Source organism: Marinobacterium sp. NO-S09, from assembly GCF_059179545.1.
In genome coordinates this window covers 3,790,025-3,816,449 of the sequence record NZ_CP168954.1, presented here as the reverse complement: position 1 = coordinate 3,816,449, position 26,425 = coordinate 3,790,025, and the positions used below count along the sequence as shown (strand labels likewise).

33 protein-coding genes are annotated in these 26,425 nt (G+C 57.5%); 13 read left to right on the top strand and 20 right to left on the bottom strand.

Going from position 1 to position 26,425, the window contains the following annotated elements:
• Positions 1–2 precede the first annotated feature (2 nt).
• The 12 genes from yjgA to O3C79_RS17555 are packed head-to-tail and all read right to left on the bottom strand — an operon-like array spanning position 3 to position 8,788.
• A complete protein-coding gene (yjgA, locus tag O3C79_RS17610) occupies positions 3–521 on the bottom strand; it encodes a ribosome biogenesis factor YjgA (RefSeq protein WP_010322871.1) in 519 nt (172 codons plus the stop codon).
• A 10-nt stretch (positions 522–531) separates the two neighbouring features.
• The gene (gene mgtE / locus O3C79_RS17605; protein ID WP_010322870.1) at positions 532–1,881 is read right to left on the bottom strand and encodes a magnesium transporter; all 1,350 of its coding nucleotides are present in this window, start codon (positions 1,879–1,881) and stop codon (positions 532–534) included.
• A gap of 45 nt (positions 1,882–1,926) precedes the next feature.
• Entirely contained in the window at positions 1,927–2,196 is a 270-nt protein-coding gene (locus O3C79_RS17600; RefSeq protein ID WP_494384149.1) for an HPr family phosphocarrier protein, read from the bottom strand.
• 7 nt (positions 2,197–2,203) lie between these two features.
• Positions 2,204–3,076 (bottom strand): RNase adapter RapZ, encoded by an 873-nt coding sequence (gene rapZ / locus O3C79_RS17595; RefSeq protein WP_494384148.1) that lies wholly within the window; start codon positions 3,074–3,076, stop codon positions 2,204–2,206.
• A 2-nt stretch (positions 3,077–3,078) separates the two neighbouring features.
• Entirely contained in the window at positions 3,079–3,540 is a 462-nt protein-coding gene (locus O3C79_RS17590) for a PTS sugar transporter subunit IIA (RefSeq protein WP_010322867.1), read from the bottom strand.
• Positions 3,541–3,561: 21 nt separating this feature from the next.
• Entirely contained in the window at positions 3,562–3,852 is a 291-nt protein-coding gene (hpf, locus tag O3C79_RS17585; protein ID WP_010322866.1) for a ribosome hibernation-promoting factor, HPF/YfiA family, read from the bottom strand.
• Positions 3,853–3,904: 52 nt separating this feature from the next.
• The gene (locus O3C79_RS17580; RefSeq protein WP_494384147.1) at positions 3,905–5,431 is read right to left on the bottom strand and encodes an RNA polymerase factor sigma-54; all 1,527 of its coding nucleotides are present in this window, start codon (positions 5,429–5,431) and stop codon (positions 3,905–3,907) included.
• Between the two features lie 47 nt (positions 5,432–5,478).
• Entirely contained in the window at positions 5,479–6,216 is a 738-nt protein-coding gene (lptB, locus tag O3C79_RS17575; RefSeq protein WP_010322864.1) for an LPS export ABC transporter ATP-binding protein, read from the bottom strand.
• Positions 6,216–6,722 carry a lipopolysaccharide transport periplasmic protein LptA gene (gene lptA / locus O3C79_RS17570; protein ID WP_010322863.1) on the bottom strand — a complete coding sequence of 169 codons (507 nt, stop codon included), beginning with the start codon at positions 6,720–6,722 and terminating at the stop codon, positions 6,216–6,218. Before lptA ends, lptB begins: the two co-directional genes overlap by 1 nt.
• Positions 6,712–7,278, bottom strand: a complete 567-nt coding sequence (lptC, locus tag O3C79_RS17565; RefSeq protein ID WP_494384146.1) for an LPS export ABC transporter periplasmic protein LptC — start codon at positions 7,276–7,278, stop codon at positions 6,712–6,714. Before lptC ends, lptA begins: the two co-directional genes overlap by 11 nt.
• The gene (locus O3C79_RS17560; RefSeq protein ID WP_494384145.1) at positions 7,272–7,817 is read right to left on the bottom strand and encodes a KdsC family phosphatase; all 546 of its coding nucleotides are present in this window, start codon (positions 7,815–7,817) and stop codon (positions 7,272–7,274) included. The genes lptC and O3C79_RS17560 overlap by 7 nt, the downstream gene beginning before the upstream one ends.
• Complete coding sequence (locus tag O3C79_RS17555; RefSeq protein ID WP_494384144.1) at positions 7,817–8,788, bottom strand: KpsF/GutQ family sugar-phosphate isomerase; 972 nt, start codon at positions 8,786–8,788, stop codon at positions 7,817–7,819. The genes O3C79_RS17560 and O3C79_RS17555 overlap by 1 nt, the downstream gene beginning before the upstream one ends.
• A gap of 193 nt (positions 8,789–8,981) precedes the next feature.
• Between O3C79_RS17555 and O3C79_RS17550 the strand changes: the two genes are divergently transcribed.
• The 9 genes from O3C79_RS17550 to hisD all read left to right on the top strand — a co-directional run bounded on the left by O3C79_RS17550 (position 8,982) and on the right by hisD (position 15,644).
• Complete coding sequence (locus tag O3C79_RS17550; RefSeq protein WP_010322859.1) at positions 8,982–9,791, top strand: ATP-binding cassette domain-containing protein; 810 nt, start codon at positions 8,982–8,984, stop codon at positions 9,789–9,791.
• A gap of 4 nt (positions 9,792–9,795) precedes the next feature.
• Positions 9,796–10,578 (top strand): lipid asymmetry maintenance ABC transporter permease subunit MlaE, encoded by a 783-nt coding sequence (gene mlaE / locus O3C79_RS17545; RefSeq protein ID WP_010322858.1) that lies wholly within the window; start codon positions 9,796–9,798, stop codon positions 10,576–10,578.
• Between the two features lie 2 nt (positions 10,579–10,580).
• Complete coding sequence (gene mlaD / locus O3C79_RS17540; protein WP_076461137.1) at positions 10,581–11,039, top strand: outer membrane lipid asymmetry maintenance protein MlaD; 459 nt, start codon at positions 10,581–10,583, stop codon at positions 11,037–11,039.
• Between the two features lies 1 nt (position 11,040).
• Positions 11,041–11,697 carry an MlaC/ttg2D family ABC transporter substrate-binding protein gene (locus O3C79_RS17535; protein ID WP_494384143.1) on the top strand — a complete coding sequence of 219 codons (657 nt, stop codon included), beginning with the start codon at positions 11,041–11,043 and terminating at the stop codon, positions 11,695–11,697.
• Entirely contained in the window at positions 11,687–11,974 is a 288-nt protein-coding gene (locus tag O3C79_RS17530; protein ID WP_494384142.1) for an STAS domain-containing protein, read from the top strand. Before O3C79_RS17535 ends, O3C79_RS17530 begins: the two co-directional genes overlap by 11 nt.
• An 89-nt stretch (positions 11,975–12,063) precedes the next feature.
• Positions 12,064–12,303: a BolA family protein gene (locus O3C79_RS17525; protein ID WP_010322854.1), complete on the top strand. Its 240-nt coding sequence runs from the start codon at positions 12,064–12,066 to the stop codon at positions 12,301–12,303.
• A 19-nt stretch (positions 12,304–12,322) separates the two neighbouring features.
• Positions 12,323–13,585: a UDP-N-acetylglucosamine 1-carboxyvinyltransferase gene (gene murA / locus O3C79_RS17520; protein WP_076461134.1), complete on the top strand. Its 1,263-nt coding sequence runs from the start codon at positions 12,323–12,325 to the stop codon at positions 13,583–13,585.
• A gap of 107 nt (positions 13,586–13,692) precedes the next feature.
• Positions 13,693–14,343 (top strand): ATP phosphoribosyltransferase, encoded by a 651-nt coding sequence (gene hisG / locus O3C79_RS17515; RefSeq protein WP_010322852.1) that lies wholly within the window; start codon positions 13,693–13,695, stop codon positions 14,341–14,343.
• Positions 14,340–15,644, top strand: a complete 1,305-nt coding sequence (gene hisD / locus O3C79_RS17510; RefSeq protein ID WP_494384141.1) for a histidinol dehydrogenase — start codon at positions 14,340–14,342, stop codon at positions 15,642–15,644. Before hisG ends, hisD begins: the two co-directional genes overlap by 4 nt.
• A gap of 81 nt (positions 15,645–15,725) precedes the next feature.
• Here the strand turns inward: hisD and O3C79_RS17505 are convergent, their stop codons facing one another.
• Positions 15,726–16,868 carry a Do family serine endopeptidase gene (locus tag O3C79_RS17505; RefSeq protein ID WP_494384140.1) on the bottom strand — a complete coding sequence of 381 codons (1,143 nt, stop codon included), beginning with the start codon at positions 16,866–16,868 and terminating at the stop codon, positions 15,726–15,728.
• An 82-nt stretch (positions 16,869–16,950) separates the two neighbouring features.
• On the opposite strand from O3C79_RS17505, the gene O3C79_RS17500 reads away from it, so the two are divergent.
• Entirely contained in the window at positions 16,951–17,712 is a 762-nt protein-coding gene (locus O3C79_RS17500) for a Nif3-like dinuclear metal center hexameric protein (protein ID WP_494384139.1), read from the top strand.
• 48 nt (positions 17,713–17,760) lie between these two features.
• On the opposite strand, the gene O3C79_RS17495 is transcribed toward O3C79_RS17500, so the two are convergent.
• Positions 17,761–18,327, bottom strand: a complete 567-nt coding sequence (locus tag O3C79_RS17495) for a Z-ring associated ZapG family protein (protein WP_494384138.1) — start codon at positions 18,325–18,327, stop codon at positions 17,761–17,763.
• A gap of 281 nt (positions 18,328–18,608) precedes the next feature.
• Here O3C79_RS17495 and O3C79_RS17490 point away from each other — a divergent pair, with 281 nt between their 5' ends.
• On the top strand, positions 18,609–20,147 hold the full coding sequence (locus O3C79_RS17490) for an HDOD domain-containing protein (RefSeq protein WP_494384137.1): 1,539 nt from the start codon (positions 18,609–18,611) through the stop codon (positions 20,145–20,147).
• Here the strand turns inward: O3C79_RS17490 and O3C79_RS17485 are convergent.
• The 3 genes from O3C79_RS17485 to O3C79_RS17475 are packed head-to-tail and all read right to left on the bottom strand — an operon-like array spanning position 20,144 to position 22,405.
• Complete coding sequence (locus O3C79_RS17485) at positions 20,144–20,701, bottom strand: cob(I)yrinic acid a,c-diamide adenosyltransferase (RefSeq protein ID WP_494384136.1); 558 nt, start codon at positions 20,699–20,701, stop codon at positions 20,144–20,146. The genes O3C79_RS17490 and O3C79_RS17485 overlap by 4 nt on opposite strands.
• A complete protein-coding gene (gene ppk2 / locus O3C79_RS17480) occupies positions 20,698–21,501 on the bottom strand; it encodes a polyphosphate kinase 2 (RefSeq protein ID WP_010322845.1) in 804 nt (267 codons plus the stop codon). Before ppk2 ends, O3C79_RS17485 begins: the two co-directional genes overlap by 4 nt.
• A 7-nt stretch (positions 21,502–21,508) precedes the next feature.
• Positions 21,509–22,405 (bottom strand): ketopantoate reductase family protein, encoded by an 897-nt coding sequence (locus O3C79_RS17475; RefSeq protein ID WP_494384135.1) that lies wholly within the window; start codon positions 22,403–22,405, stop codon positions 21,509–21,511.
• 72 nt (positions 22,406–22,477) lie between these two features.
• On the opposite strand from O3C79_RS17475, the gene O3C79_RS17470 reads away from it, so the two are divergent.
• The gene (locus O3C79_RS17470; RefSeq protein ID WP_494384134.1) at positions 22,478–22,960 is read left to right on the top strand and encodes a YajQ family cyclic di-GMP-binding protein; all 483 of its coding nucleotides are present in this window, start codon (positions 22,478–22,480) and stop codon (positions 22,958–22,960) included.
• Positions 22,961–23,014: 54 nt separating this feature from the next.
• Here the strand turns inward: O3C79_RS17470 and O3C79_RS17465 are convergent, their stop codons facing one another.
• The 3 genes from O3C79_RS17465 to O3C79_RS17455 form a co-directional block, all read right to left on the bottom strand.
• Positions 23,015–23,230 carry a hypothetical protein gene (locus O3C79_RS17465; protein ID WP_010322842.1) on the bottom strand — a complete coding sequence of 72 codons (216 nt, stop codon included), beginning with the start codon at positions 23,228–23,230 and terminating at the stop codon, positions 23,015–23,017.
• Positions 23,231–23,305: 75 nt separating this feature from the next.
• The gene (locus tag O3C79_RS17460; RefSeq protein ID WP_494384133.1) at positions 23,306–24,637 is read right to left on the bottom strand and encodes an AmpG family muropeptide MFS transporter; all 1,332 of its coding nucleotides are present in this window, start codon (positions 24,635–24,637) and stop codon (positions 23,306–23,308) included.
• A gap of 92 nt (positions 24,638–24,729) precedes the next feature.
• Positions 24,730–25,491 carry an SDR family oxidoreductase gene (locus tag O3C79_RS17455; RefSeq protein WP_494384132.1) on the bottom strand — a complete coding sequence of 254 codons (762 nt, stop codon included), beginning with the start codon at positions 25,489–25,491 and terminating at the stop codon, positions 24,730–24,732.
• 296 nt (positions 25,492–25,787) lie between these two features.
• Between O3C79_RS17455 and O3C79_RS17450 the strand changes: the two genes are divergently transcribed.
• A complete protein-coding gene (locus O3C79_RS17450) occupies positions 25,788–26,276 on the top strand; it encodes an FxsA family protein (RefSeq protein WP_494384131.1) in 489 nt (162 codons plus the stop codon).
• Positions 26,277–26,425 lie beyond the last annotated feature (149 nt).

Sequence of the window (26,425 nt, the reverse complement as noted above, 5' to 3'; positions counted from 1 at the left end):
CTTCAGAGATCGCTCAGTTCGCGCAGGTAGCGGAACAGCTTGCGTGAATGAGTAGGCGGCTGCTCACGGGCGCGCTCACGCTGGGCGTTTCGAACCAGCTGGCGCAGGTGCTGAATATCGGCATCGGGGTGCTGTTCGATAAATTCCTGCAGCGCCTCATTTCCTTCATCAATCAAACGCTCACGCCAGCGTTCCAGCTCGTGGAACAGGTGGTTGTGCAGGGCGCTGGCAGAATCGAAACGATCCACAACGGCACGGATGGCGTCGGCATCGGCGTCACGCATCAGCTTGCCGATATACTGCAGGTGGCGTCGCTTGGCACCGTTGGCACGAATGCGACCGTACTCCTCGATGGCAAGACGCAGGCGGTCATCGATAGGCAGCTTGGCCTGCTGGTCTGGGCGAAGCTCGGTCATGCGCTTGCCCAGCGTTTTCAGCTCTTCCGCATCCCGCTTGATCTGGGATTTACTGGGTTCCAGGTCGTCATGTTCGTCCTGGAAAGTATCGTTTTGGTCACTCATAGTCTGTCCGTCAGGCAAAGAACAGGGTGGCTAGCCCAAGGAAAGCGAAAAAGCCTATCACATCCGTAATGGTCGTCAGCAGTACGCTGCCGGCCAGCGCCGGGTCGATGCCCAGCGATTTCAGAATCATGGGCAGCATTGTACCTGCCATGGCGCCGGCGATCAGGTTTATCACGATCGCTAATGCGATAATCACGCCCACCGTCATGTCCTGGAACCAGACCACGGCTACCGCTGCGACCACCAGTGCCCAGAGCAGGCCGTTAAGCAGTCCAACAACCAGTTCTCGATTGAACAGCCAGCCGATATTGGAGCGTTCCACATGCCCCAGGGCCTGGCCGCGAATCACCAGTGTAAGTGTCTGGCTACCGGCTATACCACCCATGGACGCTACAATCGGCATCAGTACGGCGAGAGCAACAACCTTGTCGATGGTCTCTTCAAACAGGCCAATCACGGCGGATGCGATAAAGGCCGTGATCAGGTTGATGCCGAGCCAGACTGCACGCCGGCGGGTGGTTTTCATGATAGGGGCGAAGGTATCCTCGTCTTCGTCCAGACCGGCCATGCTCATAAGGGAGTGGTCGGCATCTTCACGGATAACGTCCACCACGTCATCGATGGTGATACGACCCAGCAATTGGCCCTCTTCGTTGGTGACGGGGGCTGAGATCAGGTCGAGCTGTTCAAACAGGCGGGCAACTTCTTCGTCCGGCATGTCAGCCGGAATGGCGTCCACGTCGGTGTTCATAATCTCACGCACCAATACGTCAGGGTCTGTGGTGAGCAGGCGTGTCAGCGGCAGTACGCCAATGTAAGAGCCTTTACGGCTGACCACGAACAGGGTGTCGGTGGTCTCGGGGATCTCCTTGTGACGGCGCAGGTAGCGCAATACCGTCTCTGCAGTAATATCCGGGCGGATGGTTACCGTATCGGTATTCATCAAGCCGCCGGCGGTATCCTCCGGGAACGAGAGCACCTGCTCGACGCGTTCACGGTTCTCCCGGTCCATGATTTTCAGCAGCTCTTTCATCACCCGTTCGGGCAGCTGCTGCAGAATGTCGGCCATGTCATCGGTTTCCAGCGATTCGGTAATCGCCAGTACTTCCGAGGCTTCCATGCGGCTCAGGATTTCCGCCTGTGCTTCATCGCCCAGATATTGCAGCACCTCACCTTCCAGGTCCTTGTTGAGCAGGTTCCACAGGATCTGGCGCTCGCGCGGTGGCGTTTTTTCCAGCAGGTGTGCCACCTCAACGGGCTTGAGTCCCTTGTTGAGCATGAATCTGAGCTGCTGCAGTTCGCCGACTTCGAGAGCGGCACTGAGGGTTTCCAGGTTGGAAAGCTGATCCTGCTGGCTCATGGCGCTGGTTTCCGGTGCTGAAGGTGAAGAGGTAAAGCGGTTTGTTTATTCGGGTTCGTCGAAGCGGTTATTGATCAGGGATTCGAGTGCACTCAGGGCGTGATGTTCGTCCTGACCCTGGATGCGGAGTTCGATTTCGGTGCCTTTGCTGGCGGCCAGCATCATCACCGACATGATACTTTTGCCATCAATTTCCCGGTCATCACGGGCAATGCGAATATCGGAGTCGAACTGGTTGGCCGTGGTGACGAGTTTAGCCGCTGCACGGGCGTGCAGGCCAAGTTTGTTGATAATCGTCAGGCGTTTTTCAACCATGCTAGCTTCAGTCCGACCCAGGCTGTCTTAGTTCACGGTGCAATATCTGGACATTATCCATAAGCGTGCGGAAATGGCCAGCAAGCTGTTCGCAAACATAGACAGAGCGGTGCTGGCCGCCGGTACAGCCGATACCGATGGTGATATAGCTGCGGTTATTGGCGCGGAAGCGGGGCAGCCATTTTTCCACGAACTGGCGGATATCGGTCACCATTTCAGTGACATCCTCGTATCCGGACAGAAAGTCGATCACTTCCTGGTCGCGCCCTGTGTGGCGGCGCAGCTCGGGCACCCAATAGGGGTTGGGCAGGGAGCGCACATCGAAAGTGAAATCCACATCCAGTGGCACGCCGTGCTTGAAACCGAATGACTCGAACTGCAGCGACAGTTCCTGTTCCGTGCGCCCGGCGACGCGCAGTTTGACTTCATCACGCAGCTCATACAGAGACAGGCGTGTGGTATCGATGCGCAGGTCGGCCTGGGTGGCAATGGGCTCCAGCAGCTCGCGTTCGTTGCGAATGGACTGCTGCAGGCTCTGGTTATTGTCGCTCAGAGGGTGACGGCGGCGTGTGGCATTGTAGCGGCGCAACAAGGTGGCCTCGCCGGCGTCAAGAAACAGGGTTTCGATGCCCAGGTTCGGCAGCTTCTGCAGCTGGGCCATGATCTCGGGGAACTGCTGCAGGTTGCTGGGCTGGTTGCGGGCATCAATGCTGACGGCAATTTTGCTGATTGGCTGGGGATCGGCCAGCATCAGCTTGATCAAGTCAGGCAGCAGCAGGGCAGGCAGGTTGTCGATGCAGTAGAAGCCGACGTCTTCCAGTACCTGAAGTGCCGTACTTTTACCTGATCCCGAGCGACCACTGAGCACAACCAGGCGCATGCTCAATGCTCCTGGCAGAGCTGTTGGACGCGCTCCAGCAGATCATCGGCACTGCCGCAGGCTCGCAGCGAGTCCCGCGTTTCCGAATGGTTGAACAGTTCAGCCAATCCCGCCAGGGTTTGCAGATGTTCTTCGGCGCCTTCTTCCGGGACCAGCAGCAGGCACACCAGATCAACCGGGCGATTATCGATGGCATCGAAATCGATCGGGCTGGTCAGTGTCATCAGCAGTCCAACGGCCTTGTGTACGCCGGCCATACGACAGTGAGGAATGGCGACGCCTTCACCGATACCGGTGCTGCCCAGGCGTTCACGATTGATAAGGCCGCTGAAGATATCTTCAGCGGCCGGGCCATCCAACTGCTCTGCAATGGTTTGGCTGGCGAGTTCGAGAACCCGCTTTTTGCTGACTACATCGACGTGGCAGAGTGTGCGCGATGGGGTCAGCAGTTCTGATAGTTGCATGTGGTTACGTGCTGCTACCGGTTATTTGTGGGATTTCATCTTTTCTTTGTGCTTGATGATCTGACGATCGAGCTTGTCGACCATGCCGTCGATGGCGGCATACATGTCGTCGTGTTCGTTCGCAGCAAAGACTTCACCGCCGGCGAGGTGGATGTTGGCCTCGGATTTCTGGCGCTGTTTCTCTACGCTAAGGGTGACCTGTGCATTGGTGATGTTGTCGAAGTGACGTTCCAGACGATCAAACTTGTTACGTACATAGTCATTCAGGGCATCAGTCAGTTCGACATGGTGGCCAGTGATGTTGATCTGCATAGGTTTTTCTCCTTCTCATAGGGGTGCAGCAGATGCACCGCCTTCACTCTCATTAAACCAGACGCTTGCGCTCATTAGAAGGCGGAATGTGCATTGCCTCCCGATATTTTGCAACGGTACGGCGGGCAACGTTAATGCCCTGTTCCTTGAGTAGCTGTGCGATTTTGTTGTCACTCAGCGGTTTGGCTGTATTTTCATCATTGATCAGCTTCTTGATCAATGCGCGGATGGCGGTAGACGAGGCGGCTCCGCCATCGGAAGTACCCACATGGCTGGAGAAAAAGTACTTTAGCTCGAAGATGCCACGCGGTGTGTGCATGTATTTCTGGGTGGTAACGCGCGAGATGGTGGATTCGTGCATGTCGACCGCTTCGGCGATGTCATGCAGAACCATCGGTTTCATGCCCTCGTCACCTTCTTCAAAGAAGTCGATCTGGCGCGCCACGATCTCCGTGGTGACCTTGAGCAGTGTTTCGTTGCGGCTGGCCAGGCTCTTGAGGAACCAGCGTGCTTCCTGCAGGTGGTTCTTCAGGTAGGTGTTGTCGGCGCTGTTATCGGCGCGGCGCACCAGGTCGGCATACTGGCTGTTGATCTTGAGCTTGGGTGAGGCCTCATTGTTGAGGCTCACGGTCCACTGGCCCTGCTGTTTGCGCACCAGTACATCCGGGATGACATACTGCGCGGCTTCAGGGCTGATGATGCCGCCGGGCTTGGGGTTCAGGCTCTGGATCAGGCTGATGACCTGTTGCAGTTCCGGCTCCTTCAGGCGCATGCGGCGCATCAATGTGCGGTAGTCGTGGCTGCCCAGCAGATTAAGATGGTCGCGCACCAGGCGGATCGCATAGGGGCGCAATGGAGTATCTTCGGGCAGTTGCAGCAGCTGCAGACGCAAGCATTCATTGAGGTCGCGGGCACAGACACCGGTCGGATCAAACTGCTGCAGGCGGTGCAGCACGGCTTCCACTTCATCCAGCTCCGCATCCGCAAAGTCCTCGGGCTGGTGATTCTGGAAATGCTCCAGCAGATCCTCGGTACTGGTGGTGAGGTAGCCATCGGCATCCACCGAGTCAATGATGGCCAGCGCGATCTGGTAATCGGTCTCACTCATGGGGGTGAGGTTGAGCTGCCACAACAGGTGATCCTGCAGGCTGTCTTCCATGGTGTCATTGTCGCCCGGCGACCAGTCGTCATCACGGGGCTGGGACGGTGTGCTCTGGTGCTGGAAGGTGTCATCCCAGCTGCTGTCCGTGGTCAGCTCGGCCGGAATCTGATCATTCCAGTGATCTTCGGGCTGGTCATCACTCCAGTTGTCGTCACTGTCAGCGTTGTCGCTGGTGCTGGCGGTTTCCCGGCTGGACGTGTTGTCCGCTGAGTCGCTGTCCTGACGGTCGCTGTCCGCCTCGGCGGCCTGATGAGTCTCATGCTCCTCTTCGGCTTCCAGCAGGGGGTTGCTGTCCAGCGCCTCCTGAATCTCCTGTTGGAGGTCCAGCGAGGAAAGCTGCAGCAGGCGGATTGCCTGTTGCAACTGAGGGGTCATGGTCAGCTGTTGGCCGATCTTGAGTTGTAAGGATTGTTTCATAAACGACTGCCAATTGAACTGCTAGGAAGACTCCCGGGGGAAAGCCGCTAAAGCGAGAACTGCTCGCCCAGATAGGCACGACGGACTTGTTGATCCGCCAGGATCACCTCCGGGGTACCCTGTGCCAATATGCCTCCTTCACTGACGATATAGGCTTGTTCACAGATATCAAGCGTCTCACGCACGTTGTGGTCTGTGATCAATACACCGATACCGCGTGATTGCAGGTGGCGAATGGTCTGCTTGATGTCACTGACCGATATGGGGTCAACGCCGGCAAAGGGCTCATCCAGCAGAATAAAATCAGGTTCTGTTGCCAGGGCGCGGGCGATCTCTACCCGTCGACGTTCGCCGCCGGAAAGCGACATGCCCAGGCTGTCTTTCAGATGGGTGATATGAAACTCTTCCAGCAGCTCTTCCAGCAGGGCCTTGCGGCGGCTGGCATCGAGCTCGGGTCGGGTTTCCAGTATCGCCATCAGATTATCGCGCACGCTGAGTTTGCGAAACACCGAAGCTTCCTGAGGCAGGTAGCCAATACCGCGTCGCGCACGCTCGTGCATGGGCATGCGGGTGACATCATCCTCGGTGATCATGATCTGGCCCCGGTCAGCCGGGATCAGGCCCACAATCATGTAAAAACAGGTGGTTTTGCCGGCGCCGTTGGGGCCCAGCAGGCCGACTATCTGGCCGCTGTCCACGTGCAGGGAAACGTCACGTACGACTTCGCGACCCTTATAGCTTTTGGCAAGATTGCGGGCTTCCAGACGTTTGGTGGGTGCTGTCATTAATTTGAATCCGTCCGCGGCTGGATGACCATGCGTACACGTTCGCCATTGGCGTCATCACTGCCGAAGGCATTTACCACGGCTTTTTCCATGTTGTAGACGATACGCTCACCGGAAAATGAATCCTGACCCTGATCGACGCGGGCAGATTCGGTGATGGTCACTTCCTGGCGATTAACCTGGTAGTCCATACGCAGGCCGTAGGCGCGAGTAGGGGCGGCATCGGCCTCGGGCTGCTGATGAAATTCGGCCGGTGAGCCGGTCGAGATAATGCGCGAAACACCGTTGCCCTGGCGGTGCAACTCTACGCGCGCGCCCTTGATCAGCATACTGCCCTGCCGAATTTCCACGTTACCGGTGTATACGGTGATACCGGTGCGCTCGTTGATGCTGGCGCGATCAGCGCTGATGTTGATCGGCTGATTATGGTCATCCGGCAGTGCCTGAGCTGCCGCCGGCAGCCAAAGCAGTAGAGCTGCGCAGAGTCCGCGTAGTTTATTGTGCATGGTAAACACCCTTAACATCCGATAGCAGTTCTATCCGCTGTTCCTCAAAATACACATCCATGCCGAGTGCCTCGGTGGTGTCATCTCCGCGTTCTACCCTGACAATCTGTGCCGTATGGGCACGTTCTTCTGCCGGGTATAGGGTCAACTGTTCTGTGCTGAGTTTGACTGTGGCTTCGGACTGGGAATTATCATGAAGCAGTACACCGCCTGCAAGCTCTACCTGCTCATGCGAATCCGGTACCTCGCCTTTATCCGCTCTGAGTCGATAGGGAGTAGTCTCATCCTGCCCCGGTACATTGACCTCGGGGTTGTGTAATCGGGTCAAGCTGAGTTCGGGCAGGTGTTGCATCAGCTCGGTATTGATCTGATGCGCTTCGGAGCCATCTTCCTGCCAGCGCGTAATGCGTGCCTGTTCAATAAAGAAATCGACGTTCTCCTCGGCGCCACCGGAGGGCGCCGGGGTGTTCACGGTCGGACCGCTCCAGCCCAGCCAAAGCAGAGGTGGTGTCAGCAGGGTGGCCACAACGGCCAGACGCCACCGCTGATTCAGCATCCGCGGTACTCCTGATACAAGGCTTCCAGTTTGCCCTGGGCCGCGAGGATCAGCTCACAGAATTCACGGGCAGCGCCTTTGCCCCCCGAAGCCTGGCTGCACCAGTCGGCTTCCTTGCGCACCAGCGGGTGACCATTGGGGACGCAGGCACCAAATGCGGAATGCAGGATGGCCGACAGGTCGGGCAGGTCATCACCGATATAGGCCGTGTCGCTTGCCTGGTGGCCGCTCTGGTCCCAGAGTTCACGCAGAGCGGTGAGCTTGTCCTCTCGGCCCTGGCGCAGGTAGGTGATACCCAGTGCTTCGGCGCGCTGTTCCACCTGGGGCGAGCGGCGGCCAGTTATAATGGCCGTTTCAATGCCGCTACGCTGCAGCATCTTGATGCCCAGCCCGTCCAGGGTGTGAAAGCTTTTCACTTCGCGACCGTCGGCAAGAAAATTCAGGCGACCATCCGTCAGGATGCCATCCACATCGAACACAGCCAGGCGGATATCTTTCAGGGCCTTGCGCTGTTCCGGGGTCAGGGATTCCAGTTGCATCAAATCACCCCCGCCTTGAGCATATCGTGCATGTTGAGTGCGCCGATGGGACGGTCCTGTTCATCGACCACCAGTAGTGCATTGATTTTGCGTTCCTGCATCAGGCTGAGGGCTTCGGCCGCCAGAATGCCGGGCTGCACACGGGTGCCGCCTTCGGTCATGACTTCGGTGATCGGGGTGTTGGTCAGATCGAGTCCCTGGTCCAGAGTGCGGCGCAGGTCACCATCGGTGAAGATGCCGAGCAAAACGCCTTCGGCATCCGTGACAGCTGTCATGCCCAGATGTTTCTGGGTCATCTCCAGCAAGGCTTCACGAATACGGGTATCGGTGGCGACGGCCGGTACTTCACTGCCGGTGTGCATGATGTCTTCCACTTTCAACAGCAAGCGGCGCCCCAGGCTGCCGCCGGGGTGCGAAAAGGCGAAGTCTTCGCTGCTGAAGCCGCGTGCTTCCAGCAGGGCAATGGCCAGGGCGTCGCCCAGGACCAGCTGCGCGGTAGTGCTGGATGTGGGCGCCAGACCCAGCGGGCAGGCTTCACGGTCTACCGGAATATGCAGGCCTACGTCAGCGCTGCGGGCCAGTGTGGAGTTGGGGTTGGCGGTAATACTGATCAGCGGTGCCCCCATGCGCTTTATCAGCGGCAGGATGGTGACAACTTCTGAGGTTTCGCCGGAGTTGGACAGGGCCAGCACGACATCGTCGCCGGTAAACATGCCCAGGTCACCATGGCTGGCTTCACCGGGGTGAACGAAAAAGGCCGGTGTGCCCGTGCTTGCCAGGGTGGCGGCAATCTTGTTGCCGATGTGGCCGGATTTGCCCATGCCGGTAACAATGATGCGGCCAGGGCAGCTGAACATGAGTTCGCAGGCGCGGGTGAAGGCGCCGTCCAGGTGGTTCAGCAGTTCTTGCACAGCCTCAATTTCAAGCCGGATGGTCTGGCGGCCCGAGGCCAGGTAGTCGGTTGCGGTCATGCCGATAGGTCCGTCTCGTTTCAACGTCGGATTAAACGAGTAGTTTAACCCATCCTTGTCCGGAGCACGAACGCTCAGACAGGTGTCATTAATTCAAGTTTGGCCGTGACAATGGTATATTGCCGAGTCATTTTTGCCCCGGTGTATCCGGGCGTTTTGCTTAATGCCAATGGGAACAGGAATTTCCTGATCAATGAAGCCTGACAACGATTGCATCATCGATATTCGTGATCTCACCTTTTACCGGGGTGAGCGTGCGATTTTCGAGCACGTGGATATCCGTGTCCCCCGCGGCAAGGTGACTGCGATTATGGGACCGTCGGGAACCGGCAAGACGACCTTGCTCAAGCTGATCGGCGGTCAGCTGCACCCCAACGAAGGTGAAATCCTGCTGGATGGGGTCAATATCCCGACACTGGGGCGGCGTGAACTTTTCGAAGCCCGTGAGCGCATGGGCATGCTGTTTCAGAGCGGCGCCCTGTTTACCGACATGAACGTGTTCGACAACGTAGCCTTCCCGCTGCAGGTTCACACTGAACTGCCAGCTGACATGATTCGTGATGTCGTGTTGATGAAACTGCAGGCCGTTGGCTTGCGCGGTGCCCGTGATCTGATGCCCAGCGAACTGTCGGGCGGCATGGCCCGTCGTGTGGCCTTGGCCCGTGCCATTGCCCTGGACCCGGATATTGTCATGTACGACGAGCCCTTCACCGGGCAGGACCCCATTGCCATGGGCGTACTGGTAAATCTCATTCGCCGTCTTAACCAGGCGTTGGGGCATACCAGCATCATTGTCTCGCATGACATCAAGGAGACGCTGGGGATCGCCGACTACATCTATATTCTGTCTGATGCCCATGTGGTTGCTCAGGGCACGCCCGAAGAGCTGGCCAATGTGGAATCTGAGCAGGTACGTCAGTTCATGCAGGGATTGCCTGATGGTCCTGTGCCTTTCCATTACAAGGCGCCGGATCTGATGACTGACTTGCTGGAGAGGCAATAACAGGATGCTGGATCTGTTACAGAAACTGGGCCATCGCGGCCTGTCCCGTTTGGCCGCTTTTGGCCGTGCCGGGCAAATATTGCTGCAATCGCTGCTGGCGCGGCCGCAGCCGCTGACCATGTTCCCGCTGGTGGTGCGTCAGATCTACTTTGTTGGCGTGCTGTCGCTGGTCATTATTATCGTATCCGGCGGCTTTATCGGCATGGTGCTGGGGCTGCAGGGCTATACCATTCTGGTGGATTACGGCTCTGAGCAGGCTGTCGGACAGATGGTGGCGCTGAGCCTGGTACGAGAGTTGGCACCGGTGGTGGCCGCTCTGCTGTTTGCTGGTCGGGCCGGGTCCGCATTGACGGCGGAAATCGGTCTGATGAAAGCGACCGAGCAGTTGGCCAGCCTGGAGATGATCGGGGTTGATCCGCTGCGACGGATTATTGCACCGCGCCTCTGGGCCGGATTTATCAGTATGCCGCTGTTGGCGATCATCTTTGCGGTGGTTGGCGTTTGGGGCGGTTCTCTGGTGGCCGTGGACTGGCTGGGTATTTACGAAGGCTCGTTCTGGGCCAATATGCAGCAATCGGTCGACTTTTACGATGATGTGCTGAACGGCCTGATCAAGGCGGTCTGCTTCGGTATCGTAGTGACATGGATAGCTGTTTTTGAGGGATACGACTGTATCCCGACCTCTGAAGGAATCAGTCAGGCGACGACCCGTACGGTGGTGTATTCATCACTGGCCGTGCTGGGGATGGACTTCATCCTGACCGCAGTGATGTTTGGAGAACTCTGATAATGCGTATGCGAAATGTGGAAATCGGTGTGGGCGCGTTCATGCTGGCCGGTATCCTGGCGCTGGTCGTGCTGGCATTGAACGTCAGCGGATTGAACCTGTCTCAGCAATCAGGCGGTTATAAAGTCTATGCCCGCTTTGACAATATTGGCGGTCTGACACCCCGGGCCAAGGTGGCCATGTCGGGCGTTCAGATTGGCGAGGTAACGGCCATCCGTATCGATCCGCGCATGTTGATGGCGGAAGTGGAAATGCAGATCTTTGATCAAGTCGATTACCTCACCACTGACAGCTCTGCCAGTATTCTGACCGCAGGCCTGTTGGGTGAACAGTACATCGGCATTGTGCCCGGCGCCGAAGATGAGGTGCTGGCCGAAGGCGATTACATTCAGGACACCCAGTCTGCACTGGTACTGGAAGAGTTGATCGGCAAATTCCTGTTTAATGAAGTGAGTGAATAACATGATCAAACAGTGGATGCTGGCCATGCTGACCGCACTGGCCCTGATGGTAAACCCGGCGGTGGCGCAGGCCAGCTGGCAGGAAGCCAGTGCTGTGGTAGATTCAGCCACCGGCGATATGCTGGCGTTGATGGATCGTGAGGAACTCACGGACCCCAATAACGTTGAGCCACTGATGCAGGAAATCGAAAAGGTGATCGCACCGGTTGTCGACTTCCCCTACATTGCCAAGCGCGTGATGGGGAAGTACTACCGCCGCGCCACTGATTCCGAGCGTGAACGTTTTGCCGATGTCTTCAAAACCACACTGCTGCGCACCTACGCCAAATCCATCGCCGGCTTTGAACTGACCCGCTACCAAATCCAGTCTCCGGTAGGCGAGAGCCCGGAGCCGGAAAAGCAGGTCGTGACCGTTGAAGTGCGTTCAGCCAATGGCGAAACCTATGCGCTGGTGTACTACATGCTGAAGCAGGCGGATCGCTGGACGCTGGTGAATGTGATGGTGGACGGTATCAACCTGCGCATCACCTTCCGCAACCAGTTCTCCGATCTGTACCAGCAGAATCGCAGCATTTCCGGCACCATCGATGCATGGGCCGAAAAAATGGACAACATCAAGCTGGAGAAAACAGCTGGTGACGATGACAGTGACAGTTGAACAGACCGCGCCGGGCATTATTCGTCTGGCGGGTGATCTGGTTTTCGCCAGTGTTCTGCCGGCCCGCCAGAAGCTTCTGGGGCTTTTGCAGCAAGCTGAAGGTGAATGCCGGGTAGACTGGTCGGGCGTTCAGCGGGTCGATAGCTCGGCGCTGTCGCTCTGGCTGGTATGCCTGCGACAGGCGACCGAACAGGGTGTTCAGCTTCATATCGAACAGCCGCCAGCCGACCTGGTTTCCATTGCGGATCTGGTTGGTCTGGCCGACGCCTTGGCGTGAGGCTCAGAGGGCGCGCGTCGCCTTTTGACAGCCGTTTCGTTATTATTCCCACCACAATCGACAGCAATAACACGAGGTAAGGGCTACGCATGCAGGCTGATGACGTAAAACAGATTCTGGAACAGCAACTTGAAGGCTGCACCGCGATAACCCAGGGTGAGGGGTGTGACTTCAGCGTTACGGTCGTCGGCGAGGTGTTTGCCGGTTTGACCCCGGTTAAAAAGCAGCAGCTGGTCTATGGCTGCCTCAGTGAACATATTGCCAACGGCAGCATCCACGCGGTCACTATCAAGACCTACACACCTGAACAGTGGGCAGCGCTGAACTAATTCCGGGCGGAACATCCTGATGGACAAACTACAAATTGAGGGTGGCGTTCGCCTGAACGGTGAAGTCAGCATTTCCGGTGCCAAAAACTCGGCGTTGCCGATCCTGGCGGCGACGTTGCTGGCTGACGAGCCTGTTACCATCTGTAACCTGCCGCACCTGCATGACATTACCACCATGCTGGAGCTGCTGCGCCGTATGGGCTCCGAGCTGGTCGTGGATGAAAAGCTCAGTGTCGAGATCAATGCTTCGACCCTGCATGACACCTGCGCACCCTATGATCTGGTGAAAACCATGCGTGCCTCCATCCTGGTGCTGGGGCCGCTGGTGGCGCATTTCGGCCATGCTGAAGTATCCCTGCCCGGTGGCTGTGCCATTGGCAGCCGTCCGGTGGACCAGCATATCCGTGGTCTGGAGGCGATGGGTGCCGAAGTCCAGGTAGAAGAAGGGTACATTCGTGCACGCAGTAACGGTCGCCTGAAGGGCGCTCGCGTCTTCTTCGATATGGTGACCGTGACCGGTACGGAAAACATCCTGATGGCAGCGGCCCTGGCCGAGGGTGAGACCATCATTGAAAACGCTGCCCGTGAGCCGGAAATTGTCGATCTGGCCAACTTCCTCAATGCCATGGGTGCTGACGTGCGCGGTGCCGGAACTGACACCATTACGGTGTACGGCGTCGAGTCGCTGAAAGGCTGCCGTTATTCGGTGATGCCGGACCGTATCGAGACCGGTACCTTCCTGGTGGCTGCGGCGATTACCGGTGGCCGGGTCAAGTGCAAGCACACCCGCCCCGATACTCTGGATGCCGTGCTGCAGAAACTGCAGGAAGCGGGCGCCGAAATTGAAACCGGTGATGACTGGATCAGTCTGGACATGCAGGGCAAACGCCCCAAGGCGGTCAGCCTGACTACGGCACCCTATCCGGCGTTCCCCACCGATATGCAGGCACAGTTCGCCGCCATTGATCTGGTGGCTGAGGGCGTCGGCAAAATCCGTGAAACCATTTTCGAAAACCGCTTCATGCATATGCAGGAGATGCTGCGCATGGGGGCGAAGATTTCGATTGAAGGAAATACCGCCGTGATCGAAGGCGTCGAGACGTTGCAGGGAGCGCCTGTAATGGCGACCGACCTGCGTGCTTCGGCCAGTCTGGTTATCGCGGCACTGGTTGCCGAAGGGGTAACCACCATTGACCGCATCTACCATATCGATCGCGGTTATGAATGTATCGAAGAGAAACTGCAGCAGCTGGGTGCGCGGATACGCCGCATACCTGGCTAACAGGCTGTTGCACAGGATTGTCGGCGCTGTTGCGGCCTTATGGCCGTTAACTGGCGCTGACAGCGCAAACAGACTTTCAAAAGCCTGCTTAATGAGCGAAGAGGCCCATGAACAAACAGCTGACCATCGCCCTGTCCAAGGGGCGCATCCTGAAAGAGACGCTGCCGTTGCTGGCAGCCGCCGATATTGAGCCTGCCGAAGATATCTTCAGCAGCCGCAAGCTGATCTTCGATACCAATCATGACCATATCAAGCTGGTGGTCATTCGGGCCACCGACGTGCCGACTTACGTAGAGTATGGTGGTGCGGACATGGGGATCGCCGGCAAGGATGTGTTGATGGAGCATGGCGGCGCCGGCCTCTATGAACCGCTCGACCTGGAAATTGCCAAGTGCAAACTGATGGTTGCAGGCATGAAAGACGCTGCACCGGTGGAAGGACGCATGAAGGTTGCGACCAAGTTCGTCAACCTGACCAAGGAATACTTTGCGCGTCAGGGCTGCCAGGTGGATATCATCAAGCTGTATGGCGCGATGGAGCTGGCACCGATCATGGGGCTGGCTGACCGCATTGTGGATATCGTGGATACCGGTAATACCCTCCGTGCCAATGGTCTGGAGCCGATGCAGCACATTGCCGACATCAGCTCCCGCCTGGTAGTGGGCCAGCCGTCCATGAAAATGAAGCACGCCGTCATCCAGCCGATTCTGGACAAGCTGCAGGCCGCAATCGACGCCCGTCGCGAGGAGGTGGCATGAGTATCAACATCCGTCGCATGGACATGAATGCCGAGGGCTTTGATCAGCAACTGGACCAGCTGCTGGCCTGGGAAAGCGTGTCCGACACCAAGGTCAACAGCATTGTTGATGAGGTAATCGCCCGCGTTCGTTCTGAAGGCGATGCCGCGCTGGTGGAATACACCAACCGTTTTGACCGCACCTCGGCTTCCAGCATGCAGGATCTGGAACTGGGTCAGGCACGTTTGCAGCAGGCGCTGGACGGCTTGCCAGCTGATCAGCGTGAAGCTCTGGAAGTGGCTGCGCAGCGTGTGCGTGACTATCACCAGCGTCAGAAGGGTGAGTCCTGGCAGTACACCGAAGCCGACGGCACCATGCTGGGCCAGAAAATTACCCCCATGGACCGTGTCGGCATCTACGTGCCCGGCGGCAAGGCGGCCTATCCGTCATCCGTGCTGATGAATGCCATTCCGGCCCACGTGGCAGGTGTGGACGAGATCATCATGGTGGTGCCGACCCCTGAGGGCGTACTGAACGAACTGGTTTTGGCTGCCGCCGCACTGGCCGGCGTCAATCGCGTGTTTACCCTGGGTGGTGCCCAGGCGGTTGCCGCACTGGCCTACGGCACTCAAACCGTTCCCCGTGTGGATAAAATCGTCGGCCCCGGCAATATCTTCGTGGCCACTGCCAAGCGTGCGGTGTTCGGCACCGTGGGTATCGATATGATCGCCGGCCCTTCCGAAATTCTGGTGATCTGTGATGGCCAGACCGACCCGGACTGGATCGCCATGGATCTGTTTTCCCAGGCCGAGCATGATGAAGACGCCCAGTCGATTTTGATCTGCCCGGATGCGGACTACCTTGATCAGGTAGAAGCCAGCATCAACAAGCTGCTGCCGACCATGGAACGTCGCGAGATCATCGAGGTGTCTCTGGAGAACCGGGCTGCGCTGATTCAGGTAAATGACCTGGAACAGGCGGCCGAGCTGAACAACCGTATAGCGCCTGAGCATCTGGAGTTGTCGGTAGAAGACCCTGAAGCCCTGCTGCCGTCGATTCGTCACGCCGGTGCTATCTTTATGGGGCGCTACACCGCCGAAGCACTGGGCGATTACTGTGCCGGCCCCAACCACGTGCTGCCCACATCCGGCACCGCGCGCTTCTCCTCGCCGCTGGGGGTGTATGACTTCCAGAAACGCTCGTCACTGATCATGTTCTCCCATGATGGCGCGTCTGAAACCGGCAAGGTTGCGTCCGTACTGGCACGCGGTGAAAGCCTCACGGCGCATGCCCGCTCGGCCGAGTACCGCATCAAGGATTAACGTCCGCGGGTTCGACCATAAAAAAAGCGCCTTGAGGCGCTTTTTTTGTATCTGTGGACTTTTTAATCAGTAAAAAACTGATCAGCTGCGGCTGGGGGGCCGTTCGTCGATCATCGCATCCAGACTCATTTCATGGCCGTTGCGCAGGACCCCGAGGGTAATGCGGTCACCGGGCTTGAAGCCGGCAATACGGTTCATTTCCAGACGGCTGCTGCGCACGCCTTCACCGTTGATGGACAACAGCACATCACCCGGCTGAAGACCTGCCTTGTGTGCCGGGCCGTTGCGGAAAATACCGGCCACGACCAGTCCTTTGCGATCGCCCATGCCAAAGGACTCGGCCAGGCGCGGCGTCATTTCCTGTATTTCCACACCCAGCCAGCCGCGCACCACACGGCCGTGGGTGATCAGGTCCTGCATTACCTGGCGTGCCAGGCTTGAGGGGATAGCAAACCCGATACCCTGGGAGCCGCCGGATTTGGAAAAGATCGCGGTATTGATACCGATCAGGTTGCCGTAGGCGTCTACCAGTGCGCCACCGGAGTTGCCCGGGTTGATGGCCGCATCGGTCTGAATAAAGTCTTCATAGGTGCTCAGGCCCAGCTGGTTACGCCCGGTGGCACTGATGATGCCCATGGTAACGGTCTGGCCAACACCAAAGGGGTTGCCAATGGCCAGAGCAACGTCGCCGATGCGCATATCATCACTGGCAAAGGTAATACTGGGCAGCTCTTCCAGTTCTATCTTGAGCACGGCAAGGTCGGTTTCCGGGTCGACCCCCACGACTTCAGCCACGGCTTCACGGCCATCACGCAAGGCCACAATGATGCTGTCGGCACCGCTGATAACATGATTGTTGGTGACCACATAGCCCTGGGGATTCAGGATGACGCCGGAGCCCAGGCTGGATTCGATGCGCTCACGCTGGCGCAACTGGTCGGCATTGAAAAAGTTGCGGAAAAACGGATCGTTCAGCAACGGGTTGGCGGGCTGGCGCACCAGGGTACGGGTATAGATGTTAACCACAGCAGGCGCTGCACGGTCAACGGCGTCCGCATAGGAGACACGGCCCTGAGCCGGTGCCGGAGCATCAATACTGGCCGCTTCGCGGATTTCAACCCGGTTGACGGGCGGCGCGATCAGTTGAGGCCACAGCTGCAGGATCAAGAGGGCCGCCAGCACCCCGGTCACTACAGGCCATACCAGGTAGGAAATTTTGCGCATCGGCTTGTTTGCACCTGTTAATCGTTTCCGTATGCGATAATTATACGTTTGCCGAAACTGTTTGGACAATTGCGGAGGTTGTATGCCCACATCCATACATCAGATACAGGCCTATATTGATGGCGTGCTTGAAACAGGGCGCTTCAGGGATTACTGCCCCAACGGGCTGCAGGTGGAAGGGCGTACCGAAATTGCGCGGGTGATGACGGGCGTGACTGCGTGCCAGGCACTGCTGGATGCCGCGGTGGAATGGCAGGCAGATCTGGTGCTGGTGCACCACGGCTACTTCTGGAAGGGCGAAGCCCAGCCGATCACAGGCATCAAGCGCAAGCGGATCCAGACACTGCTGGCGGCGGACATCAATCTGATGGCCTATCACCTGCCGCTGGATGCTCATGCGGAGCTGGGGAATAACGCTCGCCTGGCTGAGCTGCTGGGCATTGAGATTGAAGGGCCGCTCAAGCCCGGTGAAGATCCGGCCATTGGCAATATCGGGACACTGGCTGAGCCCGAGTCATTGCAAGCCTTTGAGCAGCGTCTGGCGCGTGTATTGGGGCGTGAGCCGCAGACCATTGCCGGCGGTGAGCATCCGGTACAGAAGGTGGCCTGGTGTACGGGAGCGGCAGAGCGCATGATCGACCTGGCGATCGAGCAGGGCGCTGACCTGTACCTGAGCGGGGAAATTTCGGAGCCGGTGGTGCATATCGCACGCGAGTGTGGCATCCATTACTGTAGTGCCGGGCACCATGCGACTGAACGCTATGGAGTACAGGCTCTGGGCGAGCGGTTGGCACAGGAGTTTGGGCTGGAGCACCGCTTCGTCGATATCGACAATCCGGTGTAAGGCAACAAACAGGCCGCAGCAGCAAAAAACTGATGCGGCCTGTCGGGTTTACTGCGCCTTGCGCTTGTCTTCGTCGTCGTTCTTGTTGGCTTCGGACGGCTCGGCGTAGGCCGTTCCATCGGCAGCGGGAGGCTGTTCGGTTGCTTCCTCATCTTCCGACGGCTTCTGTTTAACGCCGTATTCTTCAGACAGGGTGCCGGCTTCGTCCGGCTTTTTCGGTGCCCAGTCGCGCGGCGGTTCAGGCAGCTCGTCCTGATCGTCGTTATCCAGCGCGTCGGTTACGGTGGGGATGTTATTGCCCAGTTGCTGCATCTCCTGCTGTTGCAGAGCAGCCGAAACCGGCAGGCCGGGGCACAGAGATTCTGCACTGGTTGCCAGGTGATGGTATACCTTGCGGTACTGCTCGCTGAGGCCATTAACCAGATCAGCGGTCTCCTCGAAATGGGTGCTGACCTTGCGTTTGTAGCTCTCCAGCTCGGCGCGGGCATCATCCAGTTCTTCCACCAGCTCCTGCTCGCGGTTGGAGTTGCCACCTGCGCGTCCCAGCAGAAATCCGATCAGCGCACCAATGCCCAGTGCTACCAGGGTAATAATCCAGATATTGCTCTGTTCCACGCATCCATCCTCGGTCGATCATGAGTATGGCGTCATATTAAAACAAACTGACCCTTAAGCCCATGCACCCATAACAGTATTGCCTTGTTCGAGCTCAGGTGTTCTTCATGTTGTGCCGGGTCTGACCCTTCATGCCAGCAAGTGGGCAACCTGGGGTAGCGGATGAAAACGGCCGTGGTGCAGGCGTTTTAAATCAACGTTTGTCCCACGTCTGATCTGATATACTGACGCAGTGAAGCAACAGCATCGATATCAGCCGTCCGGGGTCCCGAAGAAGCCGCGTGAAGTATCAACAGACTCTCAATTCAATCTACTCCCGCCTGGATCGTCTGGGTGACTTGCCCGTATTCAGTGCCACGGTGAACCGCATTCGCCAGGTCAGCAGCTCGCGTCAGAGTGACGCTATGGCATTGGCCATGGCGGTGATGAAAGACGCCAACCTGTCCACCAAGTTATTGAAGATTGCCAATACGCCCACTTACAACCGCAGTGGTTCCAACATCAGTGCGGTGTCCAGGGCGGTGGTGCTGATCGGCTTTGAGCGAATTCAGAACCTCTGTGTCACCCTGAAATTGATTGAGAGCTTCCGTGATGAACAACCGGACAGTCTGATCGAACCTCTGCTGATCAGCGCCTTTCTGAATGCCTCCATGGCGCGTGAAATGGCGGCTGCAGCCAATGTGCGTGATATCGAAGAAGCCTATATCTGTGGGCTTTTGTATGGGCTGGGTGAGGTGATTGTGGCGTTTACGCTGCCCGATACCTACCGTGACATGCTGCGTCAGCGCGTATCGGCACGTGACAACTGGAGCCGCATTCAGCTGCAGACACTGGGGGGCAACTTCAGTGATATCGGCCAGGATCTGGCGCAGAGCTGGGGCTTTCCCAAAACAGTGGTACAGGCGATGGACCCGCTGACAGCGGATCAGCTCAGTGGTGGTCACCAGGTCAGCTTCCAGTTGGCGTCTGGCTGTCATGATCTGCTGGAGTTGATCTATCAGCGCGATACCGCAGGCGAGCTGGATTATGGGCAGTTGATGGGGGAGCTCACCGAGCTGACGCATCAATCGTCCGAGCAGCTCGAAGGGCACATGAACGAAGCCTTCAAGCAGCTGTGTGATCTTGCCGAGGAGTATGGCCTGCCGCACCAGGTGATCAGCCCCAGCATGAGTGAAAGTGATGATGAGGCGTTGGATGATCTGACCCGACGTCTGGCCTATTACGTTCATTCCCGTGAGCACCGCCAGAGTGACAAGGCCGCTGCCGAGAATGCCCCATCCAAGCTGGACAAACAGTCCCTGTGGATGGAGCAGCAGCTGCAGTATCTGCAGCGGATTACGGACCTGATCAATGAACAGGCCAATGCCAGTCAGCTGATCGAAGTGGTCGTCAAGGCGGTGGTGGATTGCTGTGGTCTGGAACGTGCTGCATTCTGCCTGTTGGGTTCAGGCGGTCGTGAACTCAGTGTGCGCTTTGCGGTTGGCTATGACAGCGATACCCTGGAGCAGTTTTTCCACCTGCGCCAGGACGATGCCCATAGCCGCCTGTTTTTCCGCATTCTCAGCAAGCGCATGACCCTGTTGGTCCCCGATGCCAATGAGCCGGGCTGGCGCGAGCGTCTGCCGGATCCGTTTATTGAGCAGGTACAGCCGCAGGGTTTCATCATGGCACCACTGGCGGTTCAGGATCGGGTAGTGGGCCTGTTTTACGCCGACAAGCTCAGTGCCGGCAGTACGGTTGAAGATGAGGAGTTTCGCATCTTCAACCAGTTCCTGGTCCAGCTGCGGCTGGGGCTGGAAGTGCTGAAGGGGCGGCGTTAGCCCGGCTTGCGCGGCTGCCAGAGAATATCCGCTTCACCCTGCGCTCGATTAAGGCTGCGGGCCAGCACAAACAACAGATCTGACAGACGGTTGAGGTATGCCACGGCCTGCGGGTTGACGGTTTCGGCTTCGGCCAGCTCAACCAGGCGGCGCTCGGCACGTCGACACACGGTACGTGCCAGGTGCAGCTGGGCTGCATCCGGCTTGCCGCCGGGCAATATGAACTCTTCCAGCGGCGGCAGGCTGGCATTGATCTGTTCCAGTTCCTGCTCCAGCCAGTCGATGGTGTCGGCAACGATTACCACATACTCCGGCGTATTGACCGCCAGCTCTCCTCCCAGATCAAAGAGGTCGTTCTGAATATGCCGCAGCAGGGCAGTGGTGTCATCAGTTTCACGCGTTGACAGTACACAACCGAGCAGGGAGTTGAGTTCATCCACATCGCCCAGGGCTTCAATGCGAGGATGGTACTTGGCAACCCGGCTGCCATCGGCCAGCCCGGTCTGTCCCTTGTCTCCGCCGCGGGTGTAAATACGGCTCAAGCGATTGCTCATGAGGATTCCTTCTTACTGTATTTGAGACTCAGGTGAGCCGGTTGCACGATTTTGGGGTCTGGCGTCAGGTCCAGGTCAGGATCTGCTTCTGGATAAGGCAGCTGGCTGAGGACATGTTTCATCGCGTTCAGGCGTGCCCGCTTCTTGTCGTCGGATTTGATCACCGTCCAGGGTGCATCGGCGGTGTCGGTGTGAAAAAACATCGACTCCTTGGCTTCGGTATAGGCATCCCATTTATCCAGCGACGCCATATCGATGGGGGAGAGCTTCCAGTGCTTGAGCGGGTCTTCCCGGCGTCCCTGAAAGCGGCGGAACTGCTCTTCACGGCTGACTTCAAACCAGAGCTTGAACAGGCGGATACCACTACGCACAAACATGCGCTCCAGTTCAGGGGCTTCGCGCATGAACTCCAGATATTCCGTCGGCGTACAGAAATCCATAACCCGTTCGACGCCGGCACGGTTATACCAGGAGCGGTCGAACAGCATGATCTCCCCGGCGCTGGGCAGGTGTTGGATATAGCGCTGGAAATACCACTGGGTCCGCTCTTCATCAGTTGGTTTTTCCAGTGCGACCACATGGGCACCACGGGGGTTGAGGTGTTCCATCATGCGCTTGATGGTGCCGCCCTTGCCGGCAGCGTCGCGTCCTTCGAAGATAATCAGGATCTTCTGGCCTGTTTCCTTGGCCCAGCGCTGTACCTTGAGCATTTCAATCTGCAACAGGCGTTTTTCTTCTTCATAAGGCGCGCGCTTGAGTTTTTTCTTGTACGGATAGCTGTCGGGCAGAGCCTCGCTCATGGGGCTGTCACTCCTTTGCCGAATTCAGGTTGCGGACCTGCTGCAGCAGGTCCCGATTAAGGGGTACGTCCACACCCAGGATGTCGGCCTGGTCGCACAGGAAGCCGGTGATCTGCTCGATCTCCGTAGCCCGGCCATGACGGATATCCTGCAGCATGGATGAAAGGTTGTTGCCTGTCGACTGTGCAACAGCGGTAGCCTGTTGTTGCAGGGGCTGGTCAAACAGGGGCATGCCGAGGGCTGTCGCGACAGCTTCCACTTCCTCACACACCTGCTGCATCTGCTGCAGACGCTGAGGGTCAATCAGCAGTTCACCGTTGCGACAATGGTGCAGGGCGGTCAGCGGGTTGATCGCGCAGTTGATTGCCAGCTTGCGCCAGAGGACCTGCTCGATCTCTGTGCAGCCGTGCAGTTCAATCGCCAGCGGGTCCCAGCCCTCGGGCAGTTGTGGCTGCTCCGAATGCCAGGGACCGATCTGGGTTTGTCCCAGACTGACAAGGTGCAAGCGGGCAGGGGATTCGCGCCAGGCACCGGCGGTCGTTGTGGCAGCCCAGAGTTTGCGCGTCGGCAACCGGTCAGCGGCAGCCTGCTGCTGACCCATGCCGTTTTGCAGCAGCACAACCTGGGTGCTGGCGCCCAGGCGCGGCAACAGGGGGGCAAGGGCCGACAGGGTGTGCTGCGCCTTGGTCGTCACCAGCAGGTTGAGAATGGGGGTGGAGTTTTCGGCCGGTGTTTCCGTCTTTGGGGTAAAGCGATGCTGCTTTTCACCATCGACCACCTGAATACCCTGTTCCAGACTGTGATTGGCCTGTCGCAGAATCAGGGTAACCGAGTGGCCGGCCTGCATCAGCAGGTCTGCCCAGAGTGTTCCTATGGCGCCTGCGCCCAGAATGTACCAGTGCATGTATACTCCGCTGGAAATCGAAACAAGTGCCCCCATATAGGGGAACAACACGATATTAACAGGAGATGCGCCATGCCTTCATTTGATGTTGTATCCGAACTGGATATGCATGAAGTAACCAATGCTGTCGATCAAGCCAGCCGTGAACTGCAGAGCCGTTATGACTTCAAGGGCGTGAGCGCCAGTTTTGAACACAGCGGTGACAAGGTACAGCTTGAAGCTGAAGTGGATTTCCAGCTGCAGCAGATGTTGGAGATGCTCAAGGCCAAGCTGACCGGTCGCAAGATCGATATCAAGTGTCTGGAAATCAAGGATCCGGAGCTGGGCGGCGTGAAAGCCCGACAGGAAGTGATTTTGCGTCAGGGTTTGGATCAGGCGTTGTGCAAGAAGATCACCAAAACGGTGAAGGAGTCCAAGCTCAAGGTGCAGGCGCAGATTCAGGGTGAAAAGGTGCGCATCACCGGCAAAAAGCGCGACGATCTGCAACAGGCCATGGCCCTGCTGCGTGAAGCGGATATTGAGTTGCCGCTGCAGTTCAACAACCTCCGCGACTGATCACGCCCTGATCGTCCCTTGCCTCGGCCGAGCGATTGATCCGCTCGGTCGGGGTCAATCCTGACAGCAGAGCAGAAAAAGCTCTCGTGCCAGTGCCTGCTGATCTCCCTCGGTGCCCTGGCCAAAATCCGACGCGACCAGCCCACCTTTATCCAGTAGCCGACTCAGTTGCGGTTCCTGCCATTCCAGTAGGGTCATGCCACTGCTCTTGTCACTGATGGTCAATTTGGGGGCCGGGCGTTCCAGCCAGGCGTTGATCTGAAAAGTCATCCTCATTGCCTCCGTTACGCGTGTAATGAAGACTATAGCGAGCGTCTTAAAATATGTAAATGATAATAATTACTATTATCTATTATCCTGGCCGATACGCTCGATCCGATGCCTGACCAGCCAGAGCATCAACAGTGAAGGCAGCACCATCAGTGCGGTGACCACGAAAAAGCGTTCCCAGCTGCCCAGCCAGTCCACGGTATAGCCACTGAATCCGGCCAGCGTGGTTCGGCTCAGATTGCCCAAAGAAGCGAGCAGGGCATATTGGGTCGCACTGAAGGCACGACCGGTGAGCAATGTCAGGAAAGACACGAACGCCACCGTGGAAAACGCGGTGGTAAAGTTATCGATGATCAGTGTCAGCAGTAACAGCCATTCTACAGGGCCAACGCTGGCGAGCAGGGCAAACATCAGGTTGCTGGCCGCCATGGCACTACCACCCAGCAGCAGGCCTTTGACCACACCAAAACGGGTGTTGAAGGCACTGCCCAAAAGCGTAAAGAAAACAGTAATAAACCAGCCGAACAGCTTGGTGTACTCACCGATCTGCTCATTACTGAAACCGACTTCCTTGTAGAACACCACCGACATGCGCCCCAGAAACGCTTCACCGATCTTGAACAGGAAAATGAACAGCATCAGCATCAGCGCGACCTTAATGCCATTTTTGCGGAAAAATTCGGCAAAGGGCTCGATCAGGGTCACTGCCAGCCAGTTCAGCCAGCGCCGTTGCGGCAACTCTTCAGCGTAGGATTGTTCCGCCCTGGCCTGCAGCTGGTCACGGCCGGTGTCGGGCTCTCGCACACAGAGGGTAAACAGCATGAGGAGCACCAGCACACCGGCCATCATCAGGTAGACCGTATTCCAGCCCACCTGGTCGGCTTGCGCAAAGGCCAGATAGCCCGGCCAGGCATAGCCGGTCCACCAGCCGGTCACGGCCATGGCTGCCGCCGGTGGCAAGGAGTCCTTTTCATGGGGCGCAAACTGATCGATACGGAAGGCATCTACTGCAATATCCTGGGTCGCCGAGCTGGCAGCAACACCCAGAGTCAGCGCTCCGGCCAGCAGCAGCTGAGAAGAAGGGTCGATGGTGGTGAGCGATAGAATGAAGACCAGCATGCACAGCTGGGTCAGCAGAATCCAGCTGCGGCGTTGCCCCAGGCGGCCCAGCCCCGGCAGGCGTACCCGGTCGATCAAGGGAGCCCAGAGAAAGTTGATGGCGTATACGGTGGCGACGCTGCCCAGCAGGCCTATTTCGGCGCGGGCGATGCCGGCATCGGCCAGCCAGCCACTGAGAATGCTGCCGGTGAGCAGAAAAGGGAAACCACTGCAGCAGCCCATAAGAAATATCCACAGCAGGCGGATGTCGCGGTAACGGTTTAGCGTTTCTTTCCAGCTGTGCGGCATGCCGGGCTCCCTGCGTGATCAAAGCGGCAGAGTATAACAAAGGCCGGCTGAATGGAGGGGGCACGGCCAAAGAGACCGTGCCGGGGCAAAAATCAGAGACGCAGGGCGCCGTCGACTTCAATGCAGCGGCCGTTGACGTAATCGTTCTCCAGAATGAAGGTAACGGTCTTGGCAATCTCTTCCGGTTTGCCCAGGCGCTTGCTCGGAATCATGGCCTCAACTTTAGCCAGGGCTTCCGGCTTCATGCTCATGACCATTTCTGTACCGATAAAGCCCGGTGCGATGGAAGTGGCGCGAATGCCGTAGCGAACCAGTTCCTTGGCCCAGGTAACAGCCATGGCTTCTACAGCGGCCTTGGTGGCGGTGTAGTTGGTCTGGCCCATGTTGCCGGCGCGGGAAATGGAGGAGATGTTGATGATGCAGCCTTCAGAGCCGGTTTCGATCATCTTGGCAGCGGCTTCACGGCCACAGAGGAAAGTCCCGGTCAGGTTGACATCGATTACCTGGTTCCACTGTTCCATGGTCATTTTGCCGACGACCTGGCCGTCTTTAACCTTAAGGAAAAGACCGTCGCGGGTAATACCAGCGTTGTTTACCAGTCCGTTGATCGCGCTGAAGTCACGGGCGATATCCGTAAACAGCTGCTCGACCTGAGCTTCGTTGGCAACGTTGGCAGTATACGTGCGGGCTTCAACGCCCTTTTCCATGCACAGACCTGCGGTCTCATCCAGATCTGCCTGATTCAGGTCGACCAGTGCCAGCTTGGCGCCCTTGTCTGCCAGTTCCAGTGCCATGGCACGGCCCAGTCCACGACCACCCCCTGTTACTACGATTACCTTGTCTTTGAGCTCCATGGGTATCACCTCTTTTTTGGATACTTTCTTATTGTGCAGCGCAATATTTTGCAGTGCAACAATTTAGTTGGCATCGTCCAAAAAGTCTATATATGTCATGAAAAAGACACTAAAGGACTAGATAATCGATAAATTTGCGAATTTTACAAATCTCGATCCGGGTTGTAAATTATTGTTTTGTAAGGGTTTTTACCTACATGGAATGATAGTCATCCCGTGTTGTCTACTTGGTTGAACTGTACAAAAATGGAAGAATCCAACTCAGGACTACACGCTCACCCTATTCGAGAGACTCTATGCGCTTCCTGTTCCTGCTTTTTATTATTGTCCCCATTATCGAAATCACGGTTCTGATCCAGGTAGGGCAGGCTATTGGTGCCTGGTACACGGTTGGGCTTGTACTGCTGTCAGCATTTATCGGCGTGAACATGTTGCGTCAGCAGGGGCTATCGACTCTGGCGCGGGCGCAGCAGCGTGCCGATCAGGGCGAGGTGCCCGGGCAAGAAATGGTCGAAGGCATCGTACTGGCGGTCGGTGGTGCGCTGCTGGTGACGCCCGGTTTTGTTACGGACGTTGTGGGCTTCAGCTGTTTGGTGCCGGGTGTGCGCCGTAGCGTGGTCAAGGCGTTGCTGAGCCGCTTTAACGTGATTGCTGCGGGCCAGGCATCTCGCCATTTCCATGCCGGCCCCGGTCCGGATATGCATCAGGGCCCGTTCCCGCCGCGCGACTCTGATGCCATCGATGGCGACGTCATCGACGGTGAATACAAGCGGCGTGACGATTAACTCGCCCGTCGGCGCTTGAAATCCCTTCAACTATCCCCATCTCTCCTGTTAGTGTGAGGAGACCCGCCCGGACGTAAAAAAAATTTGCGATCCGGGTATTGAAAACCTGCTGGGCTCCCCCCATTTAAGATGCAAACGGATTTCGGATG

Coding starts and splice junctions, on each gene's coding strand:
- O3C79_RS17460 (WP_494384133.1), bottom strand. CDS start 24,637: ATGCCGCACAGCTGGAAAGAAACGCTAAACCGTTACCGCGACATCCGC.
- murA (WP_076461134.1), top strand. CDS start 12,323: ATGGACAAACTACAAATTGAGGGTGGCGTTCGCCTGAACGGTGAAGTC.
- O3C79_RS17500 (WP_494384139.1), top strand. CDS start 16,951: ATGCCCACATCCATACATCAGATACAGGCCTATATTGATGGCGTGCTT.
- hisG (WP_010322852.1), top strand. CDS start 13,693: ATGAACAAACAGCTGACCATCGCCCTGTCCAAGGGGCGCATCCTGAAA.
- O3C79_RS17525 (WP_010322854.1), top strand. CDS start 12,064: ATGCAGGCTGATGACGTAAAACAGATTCTGGAACAGCAACTTGAAGGC.
- lptC (WP_494384146.1), bottom strand. CDS start 7,278: ATGCTGAATCAGCGGTGGCGTCTGGCCGTTGTGGCCACCCTGCTGACA.
- O3C79_RS17475 (WP_494384135.1), bottom strand. CDS start 22,405: ATGCACTGGTACATTCTGGGCGCAGGCGCCATAGGAACACTCTGGGCA.
- O3C79_RS17485 (WP_494384136.1), bottom strand. CDS start 20,701: ATGAGCAATCGCTTGAGCCGTATTTACACCCGCGGCGGAGACAAGGGA.
- lptA (WP_010322863.1), bottom strand. CDS start 6,722: ATGCACAATAAACTACGCGGACTCTGCGCAGCTCTACTGCTTTGGCTG.
- mlaE (WP_010322858.1), top strand. CDS start 9,796: ATGCTGGATCTGTTACAGAAACTGGGCCATCGCGGCCTGTCCCGTTTG.
- hisD (WP_494384141.1), top strand. CDS start 14,340: ATGAGTATCAACATCCGTCGCATGGACATGAATGCCGAGGGCTTTGAT.
- mgtE (WP_010322870.1), bottom strand. CDS start 1,881: ATGAGCCAGCAGGATCAGCTTTCCAACCTGGAAACCCTCAGTGCCGCT.
- O3C79_RS17580 (WP_494384147.1), bottom strand. CDS start 5,431: ATGAAACAATCCTTACAACTCAAGATCGGCCAACAGCTGACCATGACC.
- O3C79_RS17590 (WP_010322867.1), bottom strand. CDS start 3,540: ATGCAACTATCAGAACTGCTGACCCCATCGCGCACACTCTGCCACGTC.
- O3C79_RS17535 (WP_494384143.1), top strand. CDS start 11,041: ATGATCAAACAGTGGATGCTGGCCATGCTGACCGCACTGGCCCTGATG.
- O3C79_RS17450 (WP_494384131.1), top strand. CDS start 25,788: ATGCGCTTCCTGTTCCTGCTTTTTATTATTGTCCCCATTATCGAAATC.
- O3C79_RS17600 (WP_494384149.1), bottom strand. CDS start 2,196: ATGGTTGAAAAACGCCTGACGATTATCAACAAACTTGGCCTGCACGCC.
- mlaD (WP_076461137.1), top strand. CDS start 10,581: ATGCGTATGCGAAATGTGGAAATCGGTGTGGGCGCGTTCATGCTGGCC.
- lptB (WP_010322864.1), bottom strand. CDS start 6,216: ATGACAGCACCCACCAAACGTCTGGAAGCCCGCAATCTTGCCAAAAGC.
- O3C79_RS17555 (WP_494384144.1), bottom strand. CDS start 8,788: ATGACCGCAACCGACTACCTGGCCTCGGGCCGCCAGACCATCCGGCTT.
- rapZ (WP_494384148.1), bottom strand. CDS start 3,076: ATGCGCCTGGTTGTGCTCAGTGGTCGCTCGGGATCAGGTAAAAGTACG.
- O3C79_RS17465 (WP_010322842.1), bottom strand. CDS start 23,230: ATGACTTTTCAGATCAACGCCTGGCTGGAACGCCCGGCCCCCAAATTG.
- ppk2 (WP_010322845.1), bottom strand. CDS start 21,501: ATGAGCGAGGCTCTGCCCGACAGCTATCCGTACAAGAAAAAACTCAAG.
- hpf (WP_010322866.1), bottom strand. CDS start 3,852: ATGCAGATCAACATCACTGGCCACCATGTCGAACTGACTGATGCCCTG.
- O3C79_RS17550 (WP_010322859.1), top strand. CDS start 8,982: ATGAAGCCTGACAACGATTGCATCATCGATATTCGTGATCTCACCTTT.
- yjgA (WP_010322871.1), bottom strand. CDS start 521: ATGAGTGACCAAAACGATACTTTCCAGGACGAACATGACGACCTGGAA.
- O3C79_RS17560 (WP_494384145.1), bottom strand. CDS start 7,817: ATGCAACTGGAATCCCTGACCCCGGAACAGCGCAAGGCCCTGAAAGAT.
- O3C79_RS17470 (WP_494384134.1), top strand. CDS start 22,478: ATGCCTTCATTTGATGTTGTATCCGAACTGGATATGCATGAAGTAACC.
- O3C79_RS17505 (WP_494384140.1), bottom strand. CDS start 16,868: ATGCGCAAAATTTCCTACCTGGTATGGCCTGTAGTGACCGGGGTGCTG.
- O3C79_RS17455 (WP_494384132.1), bottom strand. CDS start 25,491: ATGGAGCTCAAAGACAAGGTAATCGTAGTAACAGGGGGTGGTCGTGGA.